The sequence below is a fragment of the Microbacterium aurantiacum genome (assembly GCF_031625015.1).
In the GTDB taxonomy this organism is placed as follows: Bacteria; Actinomycetota; Actinomycetes; order Actinomycetales; family Microbacteriaceae; genus Microbacterium; species Microbacterium aurantiacum.
The window spans coordinates 1644045-1664305 of record NZ_JAHWXH010000001.1 but is presented as its reverse complement, the minus strand read 5'-3'; the positions used below and the strand labels follow the sequence as shown (position 1 = coordinate 1664305).

Genomic DNA, 20261 nt, shown 5'->3' with positions numbered 1-20261 from the left:
CGACGGGACTTCAGGCGCCGGCGGCGAGCTCTTTCGCGCGGACGAGAGCGGCGTCCGTCGCCCGTCCGAAGACGCCGGCGAGGTCGGCATCCTGCAACACCGCCACGGCGCGCTCGGTCGTGCCCTTCGGACTCGTCACGCGGCGACGGAGTTCGGCGGGGTCCTCCCCCGTGGCGTCGAGGAGAGCGGCGGCACCGATGAAGGTCTGCTCGGCCATGAGCCGCGCGTCGGCCTCGCCGAAGCCCTTCGCCACCGCGGCCTTCGTCAGCTCCTCGACGAGCAGGAAGACGTAGGCGGGACCCGAACCCGAGATGGTCGACAGCGCGTCGATCTGCTCTTCGCCGACCTCGATGACCGCGCCGCACGTCTCGAACACCGCCCGCACGGTCGCGACGTCATCCGGGGCCGCCGCGGATCCGGGCGCGAGTCCGGTCACGGCCTTGCCGACGACGGCAGGGGTGTTCGGCATCGACCGCAGCACGATCGCACCGGCCGGAAGATGCGCCTCGAACGTCGCGATCGTGACGCCGGCGGCGAGGCTCACGACGCGTGCGCCAGGGCGGAGGTGCGGGGCGATCTCATCCAGGAGGTCGGGCACCATCCCCGGCTTCACTCCGATGAGGACGATGCCGGCGGATGCCGCGGCGCGGGCGTTGCCCTCGGGCTCGACCTCGAGCGCGATGCTCTCCAGCTCCGCGGATGCGGAGGCTGCGGCATCCGTCAGCGCCTCGGCTTTCGCGCGGGTGCGGTTGGTGACGGTCACACGGGACGCCCGCCCCGAGGCGAGCAGGCCCTGGAGGATCGCACCCCCCATCGAGCCGGCACCGAGGATCGCGATCGAGGGAAGGGAATGAGCCATCCCCTCATCGTAGGAGGGCCGGTACGCCGCAGCACGGTCGCACCGCGGGGCGCGCACTGCGGGCACAGGCACCGAGGGTTATAGTCGAAAACGCCGCGGCGTCGACGCCCGGCGCGGCAGACCGGAGGTTCGCATGACCCTGTTCGACGGCATCACGTCTCGCATCGTCGACACCGACCGCCTGACCGTGAACATCCTGGAGCGCGCGGGCGACGACCCGCAGACCCCGCCCGACCGCACGGTCGTGTTCGTCCACGGGAATGTGTCCTCCGCGCTGTTCTGGCAGGAGATCATGCAGGACCTGCCGAGCGACCTGCGCGCCATCGCGGTCGACCTGCGCGGCTTCGGCGGCTCGGAGCACGCGCCGGTCGACGCCACCGGCGGCGTCCGCGACTTCAGCGACGATCTGCACGCGACCCTCGAGGCGCTCGACATCCCGGTCGCGCATCTGGTCGGCTGGTCGATGGGCGGCGGCGTCGTCATGCAGTATGCCCTCGACCACCCGGTGCTGAGCCTGACCCTGCAGTCGCCGGTGTCGCCCTACGGTTTCGGCGGCACCCGCCGTGACGGCTCACGCCTCACCGACGACGATGCCGGCTGCGGTGGCGGCGGTGCGAACCCCGACTTCATCCAGCGCCTCATCGACCACGACACCTCCGACGATGCGCAGACCTCGCCCCGGAGCGTCTTCCGCGCCGGCTACGTCGCCTCGGACTACACCACCGACCACGAGGACGTGTGGGTCGAATCGATGCTCACCACGTCCACCGCCGACGGAAACTACCCCGGCGATGCGGTGCCGAGCGACAACTGGCCGGGCTTCGCCGCCGGCCGCCACGGCGTGCTGAACACCATGGCCCCGCAGTACTTCGATGTGTCGGGGATCGTCGACCTGGCCGAGAAGCCTCCGATCCTGTGGATCCACGGCACCGCGGACGCGATCGTCTCCGACGCGTCGTTCTACGACCTCAACTACCTCGGCCAGCTGGGCATCGTCCCCGGCTGGCCCGGCGAAGACGTCGCGCCCGCACAGGAGATGGTGTCGCAGACCCGCGATGTCCTCGGCCGCTACGCCGCGGGCGGCGGAACGGTCACCGAGGTCGCCGTCGAGGGCGCGGGCCACTCCGCGCACCTGGAGCGTCCCGCGGTGTTCCGCCACGCGCTGCTCGAGATCATCGGCTACGTCGGCGCGGCGGCCGACCCCGCCCCGCCGACCGAGGCGATCATCATCCGCTCCGCCGACTGAGGCGTCCGGGCCGGTCGCCGCGAGCGGGCAGAGTAGACGCATGGACTACTGCGTCTTCACCGAGCCCCACCTCGGCGCCACCTACGACGACCAGCTCGCGTACGCGCGTGCCGCGGAGGAGCACGGGTTCACCGGGTACTTCCGATCGGACCACTACCTCACGGGCGGCGGCCGCGACGGGATGCCGGGGCCGACGGACGCGTGGATCACGCTCGCCGGGCTCGCGCGCGAAACGTCGACGATCCGGCTGGGCACGCTGGTGTCGCCGGTGACCTTCCGACTCCCGGGACCGCTCGCGATCCAGGTCGCGCAGGTGGACCGGATGTCGGGCGGCCGCGTCGAGCTCGGGCTGGGTGCCGGCTGGTTCGCCCGCGAGCACGAGGCCTACGGCATCCCGTTCCCGTCCCGCCGGTTCGACCTGCTCGAGGAGCAGCTGGAGATCGTGACCGGTCTGTGGCGCACCCCCGTGGGCGAGTCGTACGGTTTCGAGGGCGAGGAGTACCGGTTGGTCGATGCCCCGGCATTGCCGAAGCCGGTGCAGGATGCCGTGCCGATCATCGTCGGCGGCGGCGGGCCCCGCCGCACGCCCGACCTCGTCGCGCGCTACGCCTCGGAATACAATCTCGGCTTCCCGGAGGACCACGAGATCGCCCCACGCATCGCGAATCTGCACGCGGCGTGCGAGCGGGCCGGGCGCGATCCCGGAACCGTGACGCTGTCCATCGCGATGTCGACGATCGCGGGTCCCGACGACGCGACCGTCACCCGGCGCGCGGCGCGAATCGACCGAACGCTGGAGCAGGTGCGCGACGGCGTGAACATCGTCGGCGGACCCGACGAGATCGCCGAGCGGATCGAGGTGTACCGGTCGTTCGGGATCGAGCGGGTGTACTTCCAGCTGCTGGATCTCCAGGACGTCGATCACGTCCACTACCTCGGCGGTGAGGTGCTCCCCCACCTGCCGCGTTGAGGCTGCGGGCAGGCCGGCGATGCGGACCTCGCTCAGCGCTGGGCGTCGAAGAAGGCGCGGAGCTGCGCGGCGGCCTCGTCGGCCTCGACGCCGGCGACGACCTCGACCCGGTGCGGGAGGCGGCGGTCGCGGAGCACGTCGTAGACCGAGCCGGCGGCTCCCGCCTTGTCATCCCACGCACCGTAGACGACCCGAGAGACGCGGGCCTGAAGGATCGCCCCCGCGCACATGAGGCACGGCTCGAGGGTCACGACCAGCGTGCACCCATTGAGGTTCCATGATCCGATCGCCTGGGCCGCAGCGCGAAGCGCGACGACCTCGGCGTGGGCGGTCGGATCGGCCGTCGCCTCGCGAAGGTTGCGCCCCTCGCCGATCACCGTGCCTGCGGCATCCGTCACCACCGCCCCGACGGGCACGTCGTCGTGTCCGGCGGCCTCGGCGGCGAGCTCTCGCGCCCGGCGCATGGCTGCGCGGTCGGTCTCGGCGACGATCATGCCCCGAGGATACGCGGCGGCGGGCACCGCGACGGATCGAGCCTCGGCGGGAGCGCATGACGCATTACCCTGGGGACTATGCGCCTGCACGTCGCGGACCACCCGCTCATCACCCACAAGCTCACGGTCCTGCGGGATGCCGCGACCCCGTCGCCGGTCTTCCGCCAGCTGACCGAGGAGCTCGTGACGCTCCTCGCCTACGAGGCGACCCGCAACGTCCGCGTCGCGCCGCTCGAGATCCAGACCCCGGTGACCACAACGGTCGGCGTCAAGATCGACGACCCGCGTCCGCTCGTCGTGCCGATCCTGCGTGCCGGTCTCGGCATGCTCGAGGGCATGGTGAAGCTCATCCCGACCGCCGAGGTCGGCTTCCTCGGGATGGTGCGCAACGAAGAGACCCTCGAGCCCTCGACCTACGCCGAGCGTCTTCCGGACGACCTCAGCGACCGCCAGTGCTTCGTGCTCGACCCGATGCTCGCCACCGGCGGCTCGCTCGGCGCGGCGATCGACTTCCTCTTCCAGCGCGGCGCGAAGGACATCACCGCGATCTGCCTTCTCGGCGCGCCCGAGGGCGTCGCCGCGATCGAGAAGCAGGTCGACGGACGCGACGTGACCCTCGTGCTCGGCGCGATGGATGAGCGTCTGGACGAGAACGGCTACATCGTCCCCGGTCTCGGCGACGCCGGCGACCGCCTCTACGGCACCGTCTGAGGCGGGCTGCGCTGTCGGCGCCTGCCTTCAGGTGTCACTCGCGGCCCCCTCACGCGCGCCGAGGCGGCGACAACCGCCACCCGAACGCGCGCACCCGCCGGATACACGACGTGCGGCATCCGCCCCTCGCCGAACGGATGCCGCACTTGCGCCGTGAAGACGCTTCGTCAGCGTACGCAGGGCCCCCGACGCGCAGAACGGGGTTGACACGGAGTCGGTCGGAGAGCTAGCCGATACCGTTCACGCGGTGGGGAGATCGCCGGACGGCGGCATCCGTCGTCCGGTTTCGCGTTCCCAGAACTCCAGCTGCTGGGTGAGGGCTTTCGCGAGTTCGAACACCTGCTCCGGAGGGATGCGGATACGGCTGACCACCCGCGCCGGAACGACCGTCATCGCCTCGCCCGTATCGGGATGAATCTCGTCGCGCGGGGGCTGCGCGAGGGTGAGGAAGTCCATCACGAAGACGTTGGGGGTGTGCCAGACGTTGGCGAAGTCAGCGAAGGCTCCGCCGATCAGGTCCTGCGGCAGATCGATCTCGAACTGCTTCGGTGCGTCGTCCGCCATGCCGCCCCCTCGGTGTCGTTGGCGCGAGTCTACGCGGGGGTCATGCGCGCCCGACCAGTCGCGCGAATCCGCTGAGACGGGCGACACCCTCGGGGGTGCGCGGGAGGTCGTCGAGCAGTCCCGGCGAGTACACGAGGTAGGCGGTGTGCATCGCGCGCGAGATGGCGACGTTGAGACGGTTGCGGAGAAGGAGGAACTCCAGTCCACGCGGCGCGTCTCTCCCGGAGGATGCCGCGAGCGACACGATCGCGACCGCCGCCTCCTGCCCCTGGAACTTGTCGACGGTGCCGACGGGGATGTCGCCGAATCCGGCGGCGGTGAGCGCCTCTTCGACGAGCACCTGCTGGGCGTTGTAGGGGGTGACGACGATGATGTCCTCGGCCGCGAGGGCGCGCGGCGCTGTGGGGGTCGCCCCGCCGAACTCGTCGATGTCGATCCCGGTCCATGCGCGGCCGATGAGGTCGCGGACGATCTCGACAACCCGCGCGGCCTCTTCGGGCGACCGGGTCGCGTTTCCGGTGTGACGGAGAGCCACCGGATGGAGCCCGGGTGCGACGCCGTCGAGTGCCCGCATCGCCGTGGCGGGCTGCGCGGCGAGCTCACCCCGATACGACAGCTCCGACACCGATCGGGCGACGGCGGGGTGCATGCGCCACGACCGGGCGAGGAAGAAGCCGAAGGCGGGCGGGATGACGTCGGCGCCGTCCATGACCCAGCCGAGAGCGGAGGTGTCGACGGGTTCGGGATGGGTGCCCTGGCTCACCTGCGGCAGCTGCTGCGGGTCGCCGAGAAGCAGCAGGCGCGACGACGCGAGCGAGACGGCGATGGTGGAGGCCAGCGAGAACTGTCCGGCCTCGTCGATGACGAGCAGGTCGAGGCTCCCCCGCGGGATGCGGCCTTCGTGGGCGAAGTCCCACGCGGTGCCGCCGACGACGAATCCGGATGCCGCGTGCTCGCCCGCGAATGCGGCGACGCCGTTCTTCGGGATGGGCGTGAAGCGCACACGGTCGGCATCCTCCGGCTTCTTGAGCGCTTTGCCGACCTGCTGCGGCGGAACTCCCGCCGCGACGATGCGGTCGAGCATGTGCTCGACGACGGCGTGCGACTGGGCGACGACGCCGACCTTGTAGCCGTGGTCGGCGACGAGGCGGGCGACGACGTGCGAGCCGACGAAGGTCTTACCCGTCCCCGGGGGGCCCTGCACGGCGAGATAGCTGCGGTCTAGGTCGAGGAGCGCGGCGGCGATGTCGGCGACGTCGTCTCCGGTCTGCGGCGGGAGCCCGCCCGACCGGGTGCGCGGCGGGCGACGGAGCAGGATGTCGGTCGCCGGGTCGTACGGCAGCTTCGGCGAGGCGGCGACGAGGCCGTCTGCCCACGCATCGATCGCGGTCTGCTGGTTCATCGCCCGCGGTGGAGCGGCCGGAGTCAGGGCGATCGGGAGCTCCGCCCAGGTCTCGCCGTCGATGGCGGCCTCTTCGACGATCGCGCCGTCGTCGAGGGTTTCGATCACGGTGACGCGGTGGTCGGCGTGGATCCAGCGGGGCTTGTCGGCGAACCGGAACGACACGGGCAGCTCGTAGAGCGCGAAAGGCTCGTTGCCTTCGCTGATGCGGGTGCCGGGGGCGAGTTCACCGCGCAGCTCGAGGCGGCGACGGAGGGTGCGCTTGCCCTCCTCCTGATGCCAGTCGGCGACGACGCGGCAGCGGGAGGAATCGAGCGTGACGACGTCGCGCGTCTCCTCCCACAGCGACGCGGGTTCGCGCAGGCGCAGGAAGTGGGTGGCCCAGAACGACTTCGCTTCGCGCGGGTAGTAGTCGATCGCGGCGGCGCCGAGGCGGAGCGCCCTCGCCTCAGCGGAGTCGGGGTCGCGCCGGGCGGCGAGGGCGCCCAGTCGGTCAGCCCGCTCCGAGGGCGTGTACCCGTTCTCGTCAGGATCGGGATTAGGGGTGGGGCGGAGCTGTGCGTCGCGGGCGCGATCAACGAGCCAGTCGCGCAGGCGCAGTGTCGAGACGCAGTCGTATCGGTTGTAGTCGGCGAGGTCGTCGAGGATGCGAGCGGCCTCGGCGGCGGCATCCGGTCCGTCTTGTTGAAGGGCGCGCGCCTGGACGTACCTGACGATCGAGTCGTCGCCCTTCTGGACGTCGCTGGTGCGCACGTCGTCGCCCATGTAAAGGGGCTCGAGCTTCTTGATCGAGTAGGAGCGGGAGCCCACGCGCAGGGCACGCCGGACGATCGGGTAGAGGTCGACGAAGACGCCGTCGCGCAGAAGCTGGTCGACGTCGGCTTCGCGCACGCCGTAGCGGGCGGCCATGGCGAGCAGGTGCGTGGGCTCGTAGGGGGCGTAGTGGTAGATGTGCAGATCGGGGTGGGTCTGACGGCGCAGGGCGACCATGTCGAGGAAGCGTTCGAGCGCCTCCTTCTCTTCGGCGAAGGAGTGCGCCCACAGCGCCGAGTACTGCTCGTTCAGGTCGATCCAGCCGAAGAGGTAGTCGATGCCCCAGATGGTGCCTTCGCCTTCGGTGTAGAGCGGGTCGCCTTCGAAGTCGAAGAAGATGTCGCCCTGGCTCGGACGCGGGAGGGCTCCGAGCGCCTGCGGCTGGACGACTTCGTACTTCGGGATGTCGGGCGGCGAGCTCAGCTGCAGCGTCGCCTGGGTGCGCAGCAGCGCGACGGTGTCGGGGTTCATCCCCGCGGGCGCCGTGTCGAGTCGGGCGAGGTCGTCGATGGTCTCGACGCCGGCGGCACGGAGGCGCTCGCGCTGGACAGGCCGCATCCCGGCGACGAGGAGGAGGTCGCCGGCGGCGACGACCTCGAGGTCGCAGGTGGCGCAACGTCCGCAGGCGACGACGCCGAGGTCGCCGCGCGGGTCGCCCCACGCGAGGGGGGCGCCGGTGGCACCGAGATCGAGTCGGCGGTCGGCGATGAGGGCCTGCAGGCGGTCGCGGCGCAGCTGGAAGACCGGCAGGAGGTCGTCGACCTCATGGGTGCTGGTGGTGCCGTCGCCGAGGAGCAGCTCGACGCGGTCGGAGCGCGGGATGCCGAGCCGGTCGAGCTGGACGACGTATGCCGCGAGCTGCATCAAGGCGGTGACGCGCGCGTGGCGGGCGAGCTTCGTGTCTTGCACGACCCATGCGCCGGCGTCGTCGCGGACGAGGAAGTCGGCGAACCCGACGAAGTCGTGCGTCGCGAAGCTCGCCTGGTAGATGACGTCCGCGTCGGAGGTCAGCGCCGCGTCGGTCAACCGCACCGCCTCGGCGAGCGCCACGGCGTCGGAGGAGCGCGTTTCGGGGATCTCGACGACCCCAGCGCCGAACTGCTCGCGGTAGCGGGCGAGCACGCGGAGCTCGTGCTCACCGCCGAGCTCCCCCGCACGGCGCAGCGTCGGGTCGTCGGGCTCGTCGACGGGGGCGACGCGACCGAGCTTGGCGTCGATCGCCCGCAGCCACGCGAACTCGCATTCGGCAGCTGCCTTCAGGTCGCTCGCGCTCCAGACGATCCGCCCCTCGTCCTCGATGTACCGCAACGCACCCTTCCCGACCGCCCGCCGCTCGGACCGTCCCCACGACCCTAACCGGGGGCGCCGACGTCGCCCGGCCGGGGCCGCACAGATGCGACGATGAGACCATGCACCCGACCTCGGCCCCGCCGCGATCGCGGGGTGACTGGGGCATGCGCGTCCTCCAGCCGCTGATCCTCCTTGCGGCGATGTGGGTCGTCAGAGTTCTGGACGCGGTGCTTCCGGGCAGCTGGGTCACTGCCTTCGGTATCCAGTCGTGGGTCGTCGAGGGGCTCGACGGCATCCTGCTCTCGCACGGCCTGCACACCGGATGGCCGCACCTGCTCGCCAACACGATCCCTTCCTCGTGCTCGGGGTGATCGTCGCTCTCGACGGCATCGGCCGGTTCTGGGCGGTGACCGGTATCGCCGGGGTGATCGCGGGTATCGGCACCTGGGTCTTCAACACGCCCGGCACCGTCACGGTGGGGGCTTCGGGTCTGGTCTTCGGCTACTTCGGCTACATCTTCGCCCGCGCGTTCGTCGCCCGGTCCCTCGGCCACGGCATCCTTTACGCGCTGATCGCCGTTGCGGTGGTCGCCGTGTACGGCGGCAGCATGCTGGCCGGGATCTTCCGCGCCGCGGATGGCATCTCGTGGCAGGCGCACCTCTTCGGCGCGATCGGAGGCGCGGTCGCGGCGCTCATCCTCCGCCGCGCGCGCCCCGCGGTAAAACCCTGACCGGCCCGGCGGCGGTCATACGAAGGGTCGCGACGCGTCGATGATGCGCCGGAGACACAGATCTATCGCGGCTGCCGCGGCCGTCTCGCGACGCAGGCCCGAGTCGGGCGAGACGATGCCGGCCTCGTAGGCGTCGAGGGCCCGCGTGGCCGCCCCGAGGCGGGACGGCGCGTCCGGGTCCCCCACCGGCGCCGCCACGAGGTCGGACACCTCGGCGATCGCCCGCGCGAGGGCCTGCCTGCCGTCGGGACCGAGTGCCGGATCGGGATCCTGCACGTCCACGAGGAGGTCGACCAGCTCGTGCGCGAGGTACCCCAGCCGCTCCATCGCCTCCATCCGCCTCGTGTTCTCGTCGCGCTCGTCGATGTGGCGCCGCCGGCGCGGATTGGCGCGGGCGCTCTCCTCCGCTTCCCTGACCTCCTCCCTGACGGTGGTGCTGACCTCGTCGACCCGGGCCAATGCCGGGGCGAGCCCGTCACGGTCCACGTCGCCGCGCGCCAGCGCGTCGGCGGCCTCATCGAGAAGTGTCGTCAACTCATCCCGCAGGAGTGACAGCTTCTCGCCGGCGCGCCGGATGTACAGCGGCGGGACCACGAGCAGATTCACCGCGATCCCAATGACGATGCCGAACGCGACGGTTCCGAGATACGAGACGGAGAAGCCTTCGGGATCACCGCCCGCCGCGAGCAGCACGAACAGCCCGGCGAGGGCGACCCAGTCGCCACCCACCCCCAGGAAACGCCAACCGCCGAGGAGCACCGCGACGCCGATCACCACGCCGAGCACGAGCCCTCCGGGAACGCCCGCACGGAGCGCTGCCACGCCGCACAGGCTGAGCGCGATGCCGAGCGCGAGTCCCATGAGCACCTCGCCGCCGACGCGCGCCGACCGCGCCACAGTCGGGTGCATCGTCACGAGGGCGCCGAGGGCCCCGTAGTAGGAGTACTGGTCTTCGGCGAACGGGATCATCGGCGCCAGGTACCAGGCGAGCACCGCCGCGACAGCAGTCTTCACGGCGAGCAGCAGCCGTGGTTGCGCAGCGAGGCGCGCGGCGTAGGTCACGGCGCCTCGCACGCGGGGGGCGCGGGTTTCAGGCACGACGTGATCATGACACGAGCCGTTCTGTGCGGCCATCCTCTTGCGCGTCCGGCGGATGCCGCCATATGGCGGTGACACATCCCCGATCCGCGCCCCGATGGCGGTTCATCCCGACCCGGCACTCCTCGATCATGGGATCGGGTCACAGTGCCGTGCCCGAACCCGAGACCAATGGAGGTCGCCGTGACGAACACCCACCCCGCACCCCCGTTCGACGTCGAGCTCGCCGCGGTCCTGGCCGCGGTCGGCGAGATGCTCCCGCCGACGCTCACGCCCGAGATGATCGGCCCCATGCGCCAGGGCACCCTGCTTGCGACACCGATCGACGAGCTCATCAGCGATCGCCCGATCCGCCACGAGGAGCGCAGCATCCCCGGGCCGGAGGGCGCGCCCGACATGACGGTGTCGATCTTCTCGCGCACCGACCACTCCCCCGGCGGCCCGGGCATCTTCCACACCCACGGCGGCGGGATGATCATCGGCGACCGCTTCACCGGGGCCGAGGAGTACCTGAACTGGGTCATGGATCTGGATGCCGTCGTCGTGTCGCTCGATTACCGGCTCGCGCCGGAGAACCCCGACCCCGCCCCGGTCGACGACTGCTACGCGGGTCTCGTGTGGACGGCCGCGCACGCCGAGGAGCTCGGCATCGACCCGGCCCGACTCGTCATCGGTGGAGCCAGCGCCGGTGGCGGGCTCGCGGCGGGCGTCACCCTCAAGGCCCGCGATCTCGGCGGTCCGGCGCTCGCCGGACAGCTGCTCATCTACCCGATGCTGGACGACCGCAACCAGACGGTGTCGAGCCACCAGGTCGACGGGTTCGGGGTGTGGGACCGCGGCAGCAACGACACGGGCTGGGACGCCCTGCTCGGCGACCGTCGGAAGACCGATGCCGTGTCGATCTACGCCGCCCCCGCCCGCGCGACCGACCTCACGAATCTGCCGCCCGCGTTCATCGACGTCGCGAGCGCCGAGGTGTTCCGCGACGAGGACGTCGCGTACGCCACGAGGATCTGGGAGCAGGGCGGCGTCGCTGAGCTGCATGTCTGGCCGGGCGGCTTCCACGGGTTCGACGCGATGGCACCCCAGGCGGCACTGTCGCTCCGGGCGCGCGCCGCACGGCTCGACTGGCTGCGACGCCTGCTCGGCGCGTAAGCACCCCGGCTGCCCCACCCTGCCCGGCCGGCGCGGGCTAGGGTGGGGCAGAAGTCCACTCGAGGCGGCGGCGAAGATGCAGGAACTCGTAGGGCGCCTCACGGCGGTTGACGCCGAGGCCACCGAAACACTCAAGGTCATCGCGTACTTCGACGCGCTCATCCACGGTCACGCCACCACCGAGGTACTGCTGCGCGGCGCGGGGATCCTGAGCGGGTGCGCGGCGGGGCAGACGGTCGGCGGCAAGACGATGCGTGTCGACGCGTCGGGCGTCCGTGCGGCCGCTCCCCCGGGCGTGTGGCCGTCGCGATCGTTCGAGGACGGCGGCGTCGTCTGGATCGAACGGTCCGGACCCGCGCACGCGAACGACGAGATGATCCTCGAACGTCTCGCGATCGCCGCCGGCATCGCGCACGAACGCACCTCCCCCGCCGCCGCATCGCGTCGCGCCCTCGAGACCCTCATCGACGACCAGGCATCCGCCGAGGCCCGATCGGATGCCGCAAAGCGCCTCCACCTCGATCCGCATACCCGCTACCGCATCATCGCGACGACGGATGCCGCTCCGACGACGTCCGCGGGACGGATGCCCAGCGTCGTGGTCGGGACGGCGCACGGCCCGGTCCGCGCGGTGCTGGCGGACGAGACGTCGACGTGGCGACACGCGGGGATCGGCATCCGATGCACTCCGCCGTCGATGCCGGAGTCGTGGGCGTCCGCGGTCATCGCGTTGCGACTGGCCTCCGCGCGGGAGCCGGTCGTCGACGCCGCCGACCTCGGCGCCCTGCTGCCGCTCGCGATCGCGGCCGACGCGTCGACGCTCGGAATGCCGGACGTCGCGGCGCTGTCCGACCTCGTCGCGACTCACCCGGGCGGCGAGGCGCTGCTGGATGCGATCACCGCGACCGACAGTCTGCGCGCCGCGGGCGTGGAGGCGGGGCTGCACCATTCCACCGTGCAGGCGCGCGCGGAGCAGTACTCCGACGCCCTCGGATTCGACATCCGTTCTCCGCGGGGGCGGGTGCGCCTCTCGCTCGCGCTCGCGATGCACCGCCTGGCCACGTCGCGCTTCGACTGACGCGCGACGTCGCCAGGCCGCGAGCGGGTTCAGGTACCGGCGCGCTCTTTTGAATCGGCCCTCGCCTCAGCGCAGGGCGTCGTACCTGATGAGAGGCGTCCCCGCGGGCGACGAGAACGACGCGTCGATGTCGGCGAGGGAGGCGCGAACGAACGGCAGGAACCGCTCGCGATCTCCGCGCCGCAGGAAAACCGCATCGCGACCGTCCCAGCGGAGGGCGGGATGACCATCGAACTCGCACGACTCCACGTCGCTCAGCGGATCCCGCGGCTCGTACGCGCCGAGGTACGGGCGCCGCACGAGCTGAATGAGGAGCATCTTCCGCGCGTCATCCTCGTGACTGAAGAGCGCCTCGTCGCGAAAGGTTCCGCGATTCCACCACCGAAACACCCATTCCTCGCCGCGCGGCTCGACGAGATAGCCGACCTCCATGTCCGACCAACCGATGGCGCCCTCCTGGGTGAACGGAAGCAGCAACCCCTGCGACCGCGCGTGACGCTGCAGAAGCCGGCCGCCGGCGCCGGTGGGGTCGACCACGTCGAATACGTTGGCCTCACCGGCGCTTCGGTGTGTCCGCCAACGCTCGAACGTCTCGACGTCGTCGAGCACACTCCACCCAGGGGCCTCGTCGGTGCCGTAGTAGGCGACCGGCGACGAACTCGTCGCCCAGACTTCTCCCGATTGGCCATCGACGATGTACGGACCGCCTCCCACCAGCATGGTCAGCTCATCGCCGGTATCGAGGAACGCGCGCGACTGCGTGGAGACCGTGAACCCCCACGGCTGCTTCTCCACTCGCTCGTCGGCTTCCTCGCCCTCGTTGAATCGGTCGCGCGTCCACTGGATGACAACGTCGCGGGGAACCGTGAAGTCGAAGCCTGCCACCCGGAAAGGGTACCCACCCCGAGCCTTCCGCCGTGGGCCGTCCGGTGATTAGACCGGCACATCCACGTGCGGCTCCTCCGCGACCTCACTCGTCGGAGTCGAAACCAGCCTCTGGCTGTGGGCCGCCGTCATCGTGGCGATCATCATCACCACGGTTGTGCGTGCGCGTCCACGGCGAGCCCCGAAGTAAGTACGGGATCGTCGAACTCCCGCGAGGCTTGACCGAGGACGATGTGGCGCCCCTCATCGCCGAGGCACTCCGGGGTCGATCCTCGGCTGCCGGGAAGTGCGAGACTGTCGCGGTGACCCACTTCACGGCATCCGATCGAGAACTCCTCTCGCGACCCCTGCAGGCGATGATCACCGTCGCACCGAAGGGTGATCGGTGGCCTGCACCGCGGCCGGTGTGGTTCGAACTGACGGATGCCGACGAGATCCAGCTCTTCTCGTTCGCCGCGACGCCGCGGGTGGCGCGGGTGCGCGAAACTCCGCGGGCCTCGATCGTCGTGACGGCGCCTGTGGGCGAGCCCGAGCAGTGGGTCTCGATCGAGGGCTCCGTCACGGTGCATGACGACGGCGCCTTCGAGCTGGCCGACCGGCTGGCGCGGCTCTACTACGCGGGCGAGCCGGAGAAGCTCGCTGTGCTGGACGAGTGGCGCGACGCCGATCTGGTCCGCCTCGTGATCACCCCCGAACGCGTGCAGCGGTACTCGATCTGACCGCGTCCATGCACGGCAGGCTGGAGGGGGTTCACACATGAACGCGGATGCCGAGTGGAACTCCCGGATCGAGGCATTCTGGAAGTCGTTCGACGACGCCAGGCCGCAGGAGATGCTGGCTGCGATGAGGGCGCTCGTCGACGAGCGACCCGAGGGGGACGCACGAGCGCTGGCCGAGTGGGGCGGCGTCCACGACGCGCTCGATCTCGGTGCCGACGCGGTGGGTCCGTATCGCCGTGCTCTGGCCGCCGGCCTCGACACGGAGGAGCAGCATCGGGTCACGCTCCAGCTCGCGAGCACGCTGCGGAATCTCGGCCACATCGATGAGGCGATCGCGTTGCTCGAGCACCTTGATGCACCCGAGCTCGGGGATGCGCCCGCGGCGTTCCTCGCTCTCGCGCTGCACAGCGCGGGTCGCCCGAATGAGGCGCTGCGAGTGGCCCTGACGGCGCTCGCTCCGCACCTGCCGGCGTACGGCCGCGCCGCGACCGCGTACGCCGCGGAGCTCCCGACCGACGTCTGACCCTCATCCAGCCACCGGTCCCAGCGGGAACCGACGCCGCAGTACGACCCGTTGCACGAGCGTCCACGTCACCGTGACCACCAGGTAGAGCGCCGCGGCGAGGGGCACGAAGATCGCGACGACGGCTGTTCCGAACTGGAGGAACCCCGCCATCCGCGCCACGGCCTCGACACCCGGCGCCGCGTCGGATGCACCGACGACGGGTCGGAACACGCGACGCGTCACCTCGGCGACGACGACGATCACCAGCAGCAGGATGCCGAACACGAGCGCCGTCGCACCAGTCGCCGTTCCGCCCGCCATGGTGCCGACGAGACTCGCGCCGAGCGGCACCCTTAGCAGCTGATCGGTGAGCAGCGCGTTCGGGTGCCCCGCGATCACGGGATACAGGAACAGCGCGTAGACGACGCCGACGATCGGCGCCTGGATCAGCACCGGTGCGCAGCCCGCCAGCGGCGAGGTCTTCTCGTCGGCGTAGAGCTTCATCGTCTCGCGCGACATCCGTTCGCGGTCGTTCTTGTAGCGGCGCTGCAACGCCTGCAGCTTCGGGGCGAGCCGGGCGCGCGTCTGCTCGGCCTTGGCCTGGGCGATACCGGCGGGGATGAGGATCGTGCGCACCAGCAGCGTCAGCACGATGACGGCGAGTGCGGCGGATGCCGAGCCGGCGAGCGGGTGGAGAAGGTCGGCGAGGCCCATGAGCAGCGCGTACGCCGCGTCGAGGATGGCCGCGAGGGGAGGGAAGGAGAGGAGGTCCACAGTGATGTCCGTTCGTCGATGAGGAGGGGTCGCGAAACGGCCACGACAGACATCGACGACGACAGAGATCACCCGCAGACGGGTGGAGGGCGTCGAGTGCTAGGCGGCCGAAGCCGCGACACCCGGAGCACGCGAACGGGGGTGCCCCGCGGCATCCGGATCGCTCTGCGCCACCACGACGGAGACGTCGATGGCGCGCTCGGCCCCCTGCCGCGAGGCACCGCGCGGCGGGAGCGACGCGGTCGTCAGCAGCAGGGCGACGAGGAGGACGGATGCCGCCACCAGCGCCCAGACCGCCGCGGAGTCGGACGGACTCAGCGCGATCGCCCCCGACAGGGACAGGAGCACGGAGAAGAAGGACATCACGGCATCGACCATGGCGCGGCTCCTTCCTCCGGTTGCGCCCACGCTAGCACCGGCGGTCGGGTCGTGCCCGAGGCCGCGCATTACGCTCGAGCGATGGAGCCGAACGTGCGTGGATGGATGGTTACGGTGAGCGCGCTCGTCGCACCGAGCGGTCTGCGTGCCACGACACTGGCCGCGCGAGACGACCCGATCGCGAACAGCAGGACCGCGGCCGCGAAGACCAGATCGACGAGGATTCCGACGACCGGGCCAAGGCCGGGTGCGGCGTATTGCAGCATGCCGAGCACGCCGCACAGGACGAGCCCCCTGCCGCCGATCATGTAGGTCCGGCGCCGCTGTCGCATCGTTCGACCCTATCGATGACCTGCGAGGCGCCCGGCGCCGAAAGGGCATCGGAATCTCCACGTCGCTTTGTTGTAACGCCAGAGGAATACCATCCGTTCAGGCGGCTCTATTCTGAGCTTCCCGAACCGATTCCTGTCCACCGAGAGGAGGTGACTGCGCCGTGACCACACCGCAGTTCGAGGCCGGCGTCTGGGAGCGCTACGCGACCGAGTTCGCCCTCGCCCTCGGAGACACCCCGACCCGCATCCGCGCGATACGCGAGGCGTACTTCGTGCACGGATTCGACGTCGACCTCATCGAAGAACTCAGCGGCTTCCCGATCTGGCGAATCCGCCAGGCGATCCAAGCCGGCCTCACCCGCAGCGACTGAGCTGCGCATCGCCGCGACAGACGCGCGCCCGGCGGACCCTCCCTGACAGACTGGGACCCATGAGCCTGCCGTTCGAGAGCGCCTACCGGCACGGGTTCGCCCGCATCGCCGCCTGCACGCTGCCCGTGGCGATCGCCGACCCTGCGACCAACGCCGACGCCGTCCTCGACGCCGCCCGCCGCTGCCACGACGCGTCCGTCGCGGTCGCCGTGTTCCCGGAGCTCTGCCTCACGGGGTACGCGATCGAAGACCTCGTGATGCAGGACGCCCTCCTCGACGCCGTGGTCGCCGCGGTCGAACGTCTCGTTGCGGCATCCGCGGACCTCCTGCCGATACTCGTCGTCGGAGCGCCGCTCCGCCACCGCAACCGCCTCTACAACTGTGCGGTGGTCATTCACCGCGGACGCCTCCTCGGGGTCGCCCCGAAGTCGTACCTGCCGACCTACCGCGAGTTCTACGAGCGTCGCTGGTACGCGCCCGGCGACGACCAGCGAGGCCAGCAGATCCGCGTCGGCGGGCTCGAGGCACCCTTCGGCCCCGACCTCCTCTTCGAGGCATCCGACGTGCCGGGTCTCGTCGTGCACGCCGAGGTGTGCGAGGACGTCTGGGTCCCGGTTCCGCCGTCCTCGCTCGCCGCTCTCGCCGGGGCGAGCGTGCTGGTGAATCTCTCCGGCAGCCCCATCACCATCGCCCGCGCGGACGACCGGAAAGACCTCTGTCAGTCGCAGTCACTGCGATGCCTCGCCGCCTACGCGTACGCCGCAGCGGGCCAGGGAGAGTCCACGAACGACGTGTCGTGGGACGGCCAGACGATGATCTACGAGGCGGGAACGCTCCTCGCCGAAACCGAGCGCTTCCCCGACGGACCGCGGATCTCGATCGCCGACGTCGACCTCGACCGACTCCGCCAGGACCGCCTGCGGCAGGGCACGTTCGACGACAACCGGCGGACGATAACGGATGCCGCACCCCACCGCTCGATCCCCTTCACCCTCGACCCGCCCGCGGCCGACATCGGCCTCCGGCGTCCGCTCGACCGCTTCCCGTTCGTCCCCGACGACCCCGCGCGTCTCGCACAGGACTGCTACGAGGCCTTCAACATCCAGGTTTCGGGGCTCGTCCAGCGCCTGCAGGCGATCGGCAACCCGCGCCCGGTGATCGGCGTCAGCGGCGGGCTCGACTCCACGCACGCCCTCCTCGTCGTCGCGCGCGCGATGGACCGCCTCGGGCGGCCGCGCCACGACATCCTCGCGTACACGATGCCGGGCTTCGCCACGAGCGACCACACGAAGTCCAACGCCATCGCCCTCGCCGAGGCAATCGGCGCCTCGATCGAGACGATCGACATCCGTCCGGCTGCGACCGAGATCCTCCGCGGCATCGACCACCCGTTCGCGGGCGGCGAGCCGGTGTACGACGTGACGTTCGAGAACGTGCAGGCCGGCATCCGCACCGATTTCCTGTTCCGGCTGGCGAACCAGAAGAACGGCATCGTGATCGGCACGTCCGACCTCTCCGAGCTCGCCCTCGGCTGGGCGACGTACGGCGTCGGCGACCAGATGAGCCACTACGCGGTGAACCCCGGTGTGCCGAAGACCCTGATCCAGCACCTCATCCGCTGGGTGATCGCGCATCGGGGCGGCAGCGACGGAGCCGCCGAGCTCAGCGACCGCGCCCGCGAGGTGCTGCAGTCCGTCCTCGACACCGAGATCTCGCCCGAGCTCGTGCCGGCGGGCCAGGACGGCAAGATCCAGTCCACCGAGGACCGCATCGGACCCTACGCGCTGCACGATCTGACGCTCTTCCACGTGCTGCGCTTCGGGTTCCGCCCCTCGAAGATCGCATTCGTCGCGTGGCACGCCTGGCGTGATGCGGATGCCGGAGCCTGGCCCCCCGGCTTCCCCGACGCCGACCGCTACGCGTACGACCTGCCCGAGATCGTCCGCTGGCTGCAGGTGTTCCTGCGTCGCTACTTCGCGTTCGCGCAGTTCAAGCGCTCGGCGATCCCGAACGGTCCCAAGGTCTCCCCCGCCGGGTCGCTCTCCCCGCGCGGAGACTGGCGCGCACCGTCGGACGGCAACGCGCGCGCGTGGCTCGAGGAGCTCCGCTCGGCGCTCCCCGACCTCGTCGACGACTGAGCAGCGACCGGAGCGGAGCCTGAGCCGCGCCGCGGGACTCAGTCCTCGTCGGATGACGGACGAGCGACGGCGAGGGTGATGACCCACCCGTCCCGCGACAGGTCGACCACGTCATAGCGCGCACGACGGTCGGGGATCCACCCGCGCCGGCCCCCGGCATCCAGCCGGACGTGCTCGGCGGCGACCCGCGTGCCGCGCCCATCGGCGTCGCGCACGGCCTGCACCCGCGTCCAGTGGTGCACGAGCGCCGCAGTGTCGTCCTCGTTGAAGATGTGCGAGTGCCGACGCATGTCCGCCAACGTGTCGGGGTCGGGTTGGGCGTCGCGAAGGTCGAGCCCGAACGCGAGCCCCGGCTCACCGATCGCCACCACCGTCGCCGCGCGGAAGCTGATGTTGCGGATGGTGAGGGGCACGACGTCGCCGTCGATCTCGGCGACGAGCTGGGTGTGGAAACCGAACGATCCCGGCGCCTCGCGGACGATGAGAACGTCCTTCTCGCTCACCCCCAGGCGCTCAGCGACCAGCTCACGCGCGAGCGCACGCTTGCGATCGTGGGCGGTGACCTTCGGGTCCCACCCGAGGCGGGCATCGATCCCCGCGGGGGCATCGAGGGCGATTGATGACATGGGCGTTCCTCCTCGCGAACCCATCCTGCCCCAGAACCCCGGACCCGCAGAGGACAATGGGAGGGTGAAGTTACTCGTTGCCGCCCTTGATGCCGAACTGTCCGCCTTCCCCGACGAGATCCCCGGCTTCGACCGGCTCGTGACCGGCCCCGGCAAGCTGCAGGCCACGTACGCGCTCACCCGCGCGCTGGATGCCGGCGACTACGACGAGGTCGTCGTCGTAGGAACGGCCGGCGCGATCGATCCGCGCATCGACTACGGCGTGTACGAGATCTCCGCCGCCGTCCAGCACGATGTCACCGACATCGACGGGATCGTTGGCCAGCATGTCTCGCTCCCCACACGCCTGGAGACCGCGGGCGGCGATGCGGTGATCGCGACCGGTGACCACTTTGTCGACGATGTCGAGGCGGTCCGGGTGATCCGGCCACTCGGCGCGGGTCTGGTCGACATGGAGACCTACGCCTACATCTGGGTCGCGAGCCACTTCGACGTGCCGATTCGCGTCTTCAAGGCCGTCTCGGACCGCGCGCAGGACGACGCGATCACCGACTGGCGCACCGCCGTGACCGCGTGCAGCGCCCAGCTGTATTCGCACCTCAGCGAGACGCACCCGCACTGACCCGCGCCTCCCGGACAACGGCCTCCCCGGACAACCGAGAACCCCGGAGCCTTCGGGGGCTCCGGGGTTGCCGGTGGGGGTCAGGGGTGCGTCAGTTCGACGCAGCCGACGGCGCGGATGCCGGCGACGGCACGGATGCCGGCGACGGGGGCGTCACGGGCGAGGGCGGGGTCACCGGCGACGGAGGCGTCACGGGCGACGGAACGCTCGGCGGGGTCACCGGCGACGGCGAGCTCTGCACCGACGGCGCGCTCATGGTCGGCGACGGGGTCGGCGAGGGCGACGACTGGATGGAGGCCGACGTGAGGGTCGCCCGGATCTGCACGGTGTCTCCGAGCTGACCGGAGTCGCCCTGGATCGAGCCGCCCGGAACCACGGTTCCGTCGGTGGTGCGCATGGTCATGTTGGCGGCGGTGGCGGCGGCCGCACCGCCGGCGATCGTGAGTCCCAGGGCGCCGGCGACGCCGTAGGCGATCCACTTCTTCTTGGTGTTCATGATGC

General features: G+C 70.8%; 23 protein-coding genes. 12 read left to right on the top strand and 11 right to left on the bottom strand.

Features of this window, described 5'->3' with window-relative positions; all coding sequences use genetic code 11:
• Nucleotides 1-10 precede the first annotated feature (10 nt).
• Complete coding sequence (gene proC, locus KZC50_RS07740) at nucleotides 11-859, bottom strand: pyrroline-5-carboxylate reductase (RefSeq protein WP_310891251.1); 849 nt, start codon at nucleotides 857-859, stop codon at nucleotides 11-13.
• 133 nt (nucleotides 860-992) lie between these two features.
• On the opposite strand from proC, the gene KZC50_RS07735 reads away from it, so the two are divergent.
• Both KZC50_RS07735 and KZC50_RS07730 read left to right on the top strand, forming a co-directional pair.
• A complete protein-coding gene (locus KZC50_RS07735) occupies nucleotides 993-2105 on the top strand; it encodes an alpha/beta fold hydrolase (RefSeq protein ID WP_310891250.1) in 1113 nt (370 codons plus the stop codon).
• A 40-nt stretch (nucleotides 2106-2145) separates the two neighbouring features.
• Entirely contained in the window at nucleotides 2146-3075 is a 930-nt protein-coding gene (locus tag KZC50_RS07730) for an LLM class F420-dependent oxidoreductase (RefSeq protein WP_310891249.1), read from the top strand.
• 32 nt (nucleotides 3076-3107) lie between these two features.
• On the opposite strand, the gene tadA is transcribed toward KZC50_RS07730, so the two are convergent.
• Nucleotides 3108-3569 carry a tRNA adenosine(34) deaminase TadA gene (gene tadA, locus KZC50_RS07725; RefSeq protein WP_236967404.1) on the bottom strand — a complete coding sequence of 154 codons (462 nt, stop codon included), beginning with the start codon at nucleotides 3567-3569 and terminating at the stop codon, nucleotides 3108-3110.
• 78 nt (nucleotides 3570-3647) lie between these two features.
• Here tadA and upp point away from each other — a divergent pair, with 78 nt between their 5' ends.
• Entirely contained in the window at nucleotides 3648-4280 is a 633-nt protein-coding gene (upp, locus tag KZC50_RS07720) for a uracil phosphoribosyltransferase (RefSeq protein ID WP_053548181.1), read from the top strand.
• A 240-nt stretch (nucleotides 4281-4520) separates the two neighbouring features.
• On the opposite strand, the gene KZC50_RS07715 is transcribed toward upp, so the two are convergent.
• Both KZC50_RS07715 and KZC50_RS07710 read right to left on the bottom strand, forming a co-directional pair.
• Nucleotides 4521-4844 (bottom strand): DUF3467 domain-containing protein, encoded by a 324-nt coding sequence (locus tag KZC50_RS07715; RefSeq protein WP_053548182.1) that lies wholly within the window; start codon nucleotides 4842-4844, stop codon nucleotides 4521-4523.
• Nucleotides 4845-4884: 40 nt separating this feature from the next.
• Nucleotides 4885-8367, bottom strand: coding sequence for a TM0106 family RecB-like putative nuclease (locus KZC50_RS07710; protein WP_310891248.1), 3483 nt, complete (start codon nucleotides 8365-8367; stop codon nucleotides 4885-4887).
• Between the two features lie 101 nt (nucleotides 8368-8468).
• On the opposite strand from KZC50_RS07710, the gene KZC50_RS07705 reads away from it, so the two are divergent.
• On the top strand, nucleotides 8469-8720 hold the full coding sequence (locus KZC50_RS07705) for a hypothetical protein (protein WP_310891247.1): 252 nt from the start codon (nucleotides 8469-8471) through the stop codon (nucleotides 8718-8720).
• On the top strand, nucleotides 8672-9079 hold the full coding sequence (locus KZC50_RS07700; protein ID WP_310891246.1) for a rhomboid family intramembrane serine protease: 408 nt from the start codon (nucleotides 8672-8674) through the stop codon (nucleotides 9077-9079). The genes KZC50_RS07705 and KZC50_RS07700 overlap by 49 nt, the downstream gene beginning before the upstream one ends.
• 15 nt (nucleotides 9080-9094) lie before the next feature.
• On the opposite strand, the gene KZC50_RS07695 is transcribed toward KZC50_RS07700, so the two are convergent.
• Nucleotides 9095-10177: an FUSC family protein gene (locus tag KZC50_RS07695; RefSeq protein ID WP_310891245.1), complete on the bottom strand. Its 1083-nt coding sequence runs from the start codon at nucleotides 10175-10177 to the stop codon at nucleotides 9095-9097.
• Nucleotides 10178-10348: 171 nt separating this feature from the next.
• On the opposite strand from KZC50_RS07695, the gene KZC50_RS07690 reads away from it, so the two are divergent.
• Nucleotides 10349-11332, top strand: coding sequence for an alpha/beta hydrolase (locus KZC50_RS07690; RefSeq protein WP_301133160.1), 984 nt, complete (start codon nucleotides 10349-10351; stop codon nucleotides 11330-11332).
• A gap of 76 nt (nucleotides 11333-11408) precedes the next feature.
• On the top strand, nucleotides 11409-12410 hold the full coding sequence (locus KZC50_RS07685; RefSeq protein WP_310891244.1) for a helix-turn-helix domain-containing protein: 1002 nt from the start codon (nucleotides 11409-11411) through the stop codon (nucleotides 12408-12410).
• Between the two features lie 66 nt (nucleotides 12411-12476).
• Here KZC50_RS07685 and KZC50_RS07680 read toward each other — a convergent pair whose 3' ends face one another.
• On the bottom strand, nucleotides 12477-13295 hold the full coding sequence (locus KZC50_RS07680; RefSeq protein WP_310891243.1) for a YrhB domain-containing protein: 819 nt from the start codon (nucleotides 13293-13295) through the stop codon (nucleotides 12477-12479).
• Between the two features lie 302 nt (nucleotides 13296-13597).
• On the opposite strand from KZC50_RS07680, the gene KZC50_RS07675 reads away from it, so the two are divergent.
• Both KZC50_RS07675 and KZC50_RS07670 read left to right on the top strand, forming a co-directional pair.
• On the top strand, nucleotides 13598-14014 hold the full coding sequence (locus tag KZC50_RS07675) for a pyridoxamine 5'-phosphate oxidase family protein (protein WP_064319473.1): 417 nt from the start codon (nucleotides 13598-13600) through the stop codon (nucleotides 14012-14014).
• Between the two features lie 37 nt (nucleotides 14015-14051).
• Complete coding sequence (locus KZC50_RS07670) at nucleotides 14052-14537, top strand: tetratricopeptide repeat protein (protein WP_310891242.1); 486 nt, start codon at nucleotides 14052-14054, stop codon at nucleotides 14535-14537.
• A gap of 3 nt (nucleotides 14538-14540) precedes the next feature.
• On the opposite strand, the gene KZC50_RS07665 is transcribed toward KZC50_RS07670, so the two are convergent.
• From KZC50_RS07665 to KZC50_RS07655, 3 genes are all read right to left on the bottom strand, one after another.
• On the bottom strand, nucleotides 14541-15293 hold the full coding sequence (locus tag KZC50_RS07665) for a YidC/Oxa1 family membrane protein insertase (protein ID WP_310891241.1): 753 nt from the start codon (nucleotides 15291-15293) through the stop codon (nucleotides 14541-14543).
• A gap of 99 nt (nucleotides 15294-15392) precedes the next feature.
• Entirely contained in the window at nucleotides 15393-15671 is a 279-nt protein-coding gene (locus KZC50_RS07660; RefSeq protein ID WP_310891240.1) for a DUF6412 domain-containing protein, read from the bottom strand.
• Between the two features lie 68 nt (nucleotides 15672-15739).
• Complete coding sequence (locus KZC50_RS07655; protein WP_310891239.1) at nucleotides 15740-16003, bottom strand: hypothetical protein; 264 nt, start codon at nucleotides 16001-16003, stop codon at nucleotides 15740-15742.
• Nucleotides 16004-16164: 161 nt separating this feature from the next.
• On the opposite strand from KZC50_RS07655, the gene KZC50_RS07650 reads away from it, so the two are divergent.
• Nucleotides 16165-16374, top strand: a complete 210-nt coding sequence (locus tag KZC50_RS07650) for an HAD family hydrolase (protein ID WP_053548193.1) — start codon at nucleotides 16165-16167, stop codon at nucleotides 16372-16374.
• Nucleotides 16375-16433: 59 nt separating this feature from the next.
• Nucleotides 16434-18512, top strand: coding sequence for an NAD(+) synthase (locus KZC50_RS07645; protein ID WP_310891238.1), 2079 nt, complete (start codon nucleotides 16434-16436; stop codon nucleotides 18510-18512).
• 38 nt (nucleotides 18513-18550) lie between these two features.
• Here the strand turns inward: KZC50_RS07645 and KZC50_RS07640 are convergent, their stop codons facing one another.
• A complete protein-coding gene (locus KZC50_RS07640; protein ID WP_236967390.1) occupies nucleotides 18551-19138 on the bottom strand; it encodes a hypothetical protein in 588 nt (195 codons plus the stop codon).
• A 64-nt stretch (nucleotides 19139-19202) separates the two neighbouring features.
• Between KZC50_RS07640 and KZC50_RS07635 the strand changes: the two genes are divergently transcribed.
• The gene (locus KZC50_RS07635; protein WP_310891237.1) at nucleotides 19203-19760 is read left to right on the top strand and encodes a nucleosidase; all 558 of its coding nucleotides are present in this window, start codon (nucleotides 19203-19205) and stop codon (nucleotides 19758-19760) included.
• Nucleotides 19761-19851: 91 nt separating this feature from the next.
• Here the strand turns inward: KZC50_RS07635 and KZC50_RS07630 are convergent, their stop codons facing one another.
• Nucleotides 19852-20256: a hypothetical protein gene (locus KZC50_RS07630; protein ID WP_310891236.1), complete on the bottom strand. Its 405-nt coding sequence runs from the start codon at nucleotides 20254-20256 to the stop codon at nucleotides 19852-19854.
• Nucleotides 20257-20261: the final 5 nt, after the last annotated feature.

Excerpts from the sequence above, each read along its gene's own strand:
- proC (WP_310891251.1), bottom strand. The coding sequence starts at position 859 with ATGGCTCATTCCCTTCCCTCGATCGCGATCCTCGGTGCCGGCTCGATG.
- KZC50_RS07735 (WP_310891250.1), top strand. The coding sequence starts at position 993 with ATGACCCTGTTCGACGGCATCACGTCTCGCATCGTCGACACCGACCGC.
- KZC50_RS07730 (WP_310891249.1), top strand. The coding sequence starts at position 2,146 with ATGGACTACTGCGTCTTCACCGAGCCCCACCTCGGCGCCACCTACGAC.
- tadA (WP_236967404.1), bottom strand. The coding sequence starts at position 3,569 with ATGATCGTCGCCGAGACCGACCGCGCAGCCATGCGCCGGGCGCGAGAG.
- upp (WP_053548181.1), top strand. The coding sequence starts at position 3,648 with ATGCGCCTGCACGTCGCGGACCACCCGCTCATCACCCACAAGCTCACG.
- KZC50_RS07715 (WP_053548182.1), bottom strand. The coding sequence starts at position 4,844 with ATGGCGGACGACGCACCGAAGCAGTTCGAGATCGATCTGCCGCAGGAC.
- KZC50_RS07705 (WP_310891247.1), top strand. The coding sequence starts at position 8,469 with ATGCACCCGACCTCGGCCCCGCCGCGATCGCGGGGTGACTGGGGCATG.
- KZC50_RS07700 (WP_310891246.1), top strand. The coding sequence starts at position 8,672 with ATGGCCGCACCTGCTCGCCAACACGATCCCTTCCTCGTGCTCGGGGTG.
- KZC50_RS07690 (WP_301133160.1), top strand. The coding sequence starts at position 10,349 with ATGGAGGTCGCCGTGACGAACACCCACCCCGCACCCCCGTTCGACGTC.
- KZC50_RS07685 (WP_310891244.1), top strand. The coding sequence starts at position 11,409 with ATGCAGGAACTCGTAGGGCGCCTCACGGCGGTTGACGCCGAGGCCACC.
- KZC50_RS07670 (WP_310891242.1), top strand. The coding sequence starts at position 14,052 with ATGAACGCGGATGCCGAGTGGAACTCCCGGATCGAGGCATTCTGGAAG.
- KZC50_RS07660 (WP_310891240.1), bottom strand. The coding sequence starts at position 15,671 with ATGGTCGATGCCGTGATGTCCTTCTTCTCCGTGCTCCTGTCCCTGTCG.
- KZC50_RS07655 (WP_310891239.1), bottom strand. The coding sequence starts at position 16,003 with ATGCGACAGCGGCGCCGGACCTACATGATCGGCGGCAGGGGGCTCGTC.
- KZC50_RS07645 (WP_310891238.1), top strand. The coding sequence starts at position 16,434 with ATGAGCCTGCCGTTCGAGAGCGCCTACCGGCACGGGTTCGCCCGCATC.
- KZC50_RS07640 (WP_236967390.1), bottom strand. The coding sequence starts at position 19,138 with ATGTCATCAATCGCCCTCGATGCCCCCGCGGGGATCGATGCCCGCCTC.
- KZC50_RS07630 (WP_310891236.1), bottom strand. The coding sequence starts at position 20,256 with ATGAACACCAAGAAGAAGTGGATCGCCTACGGCGTCGCCGGCGCCCTG.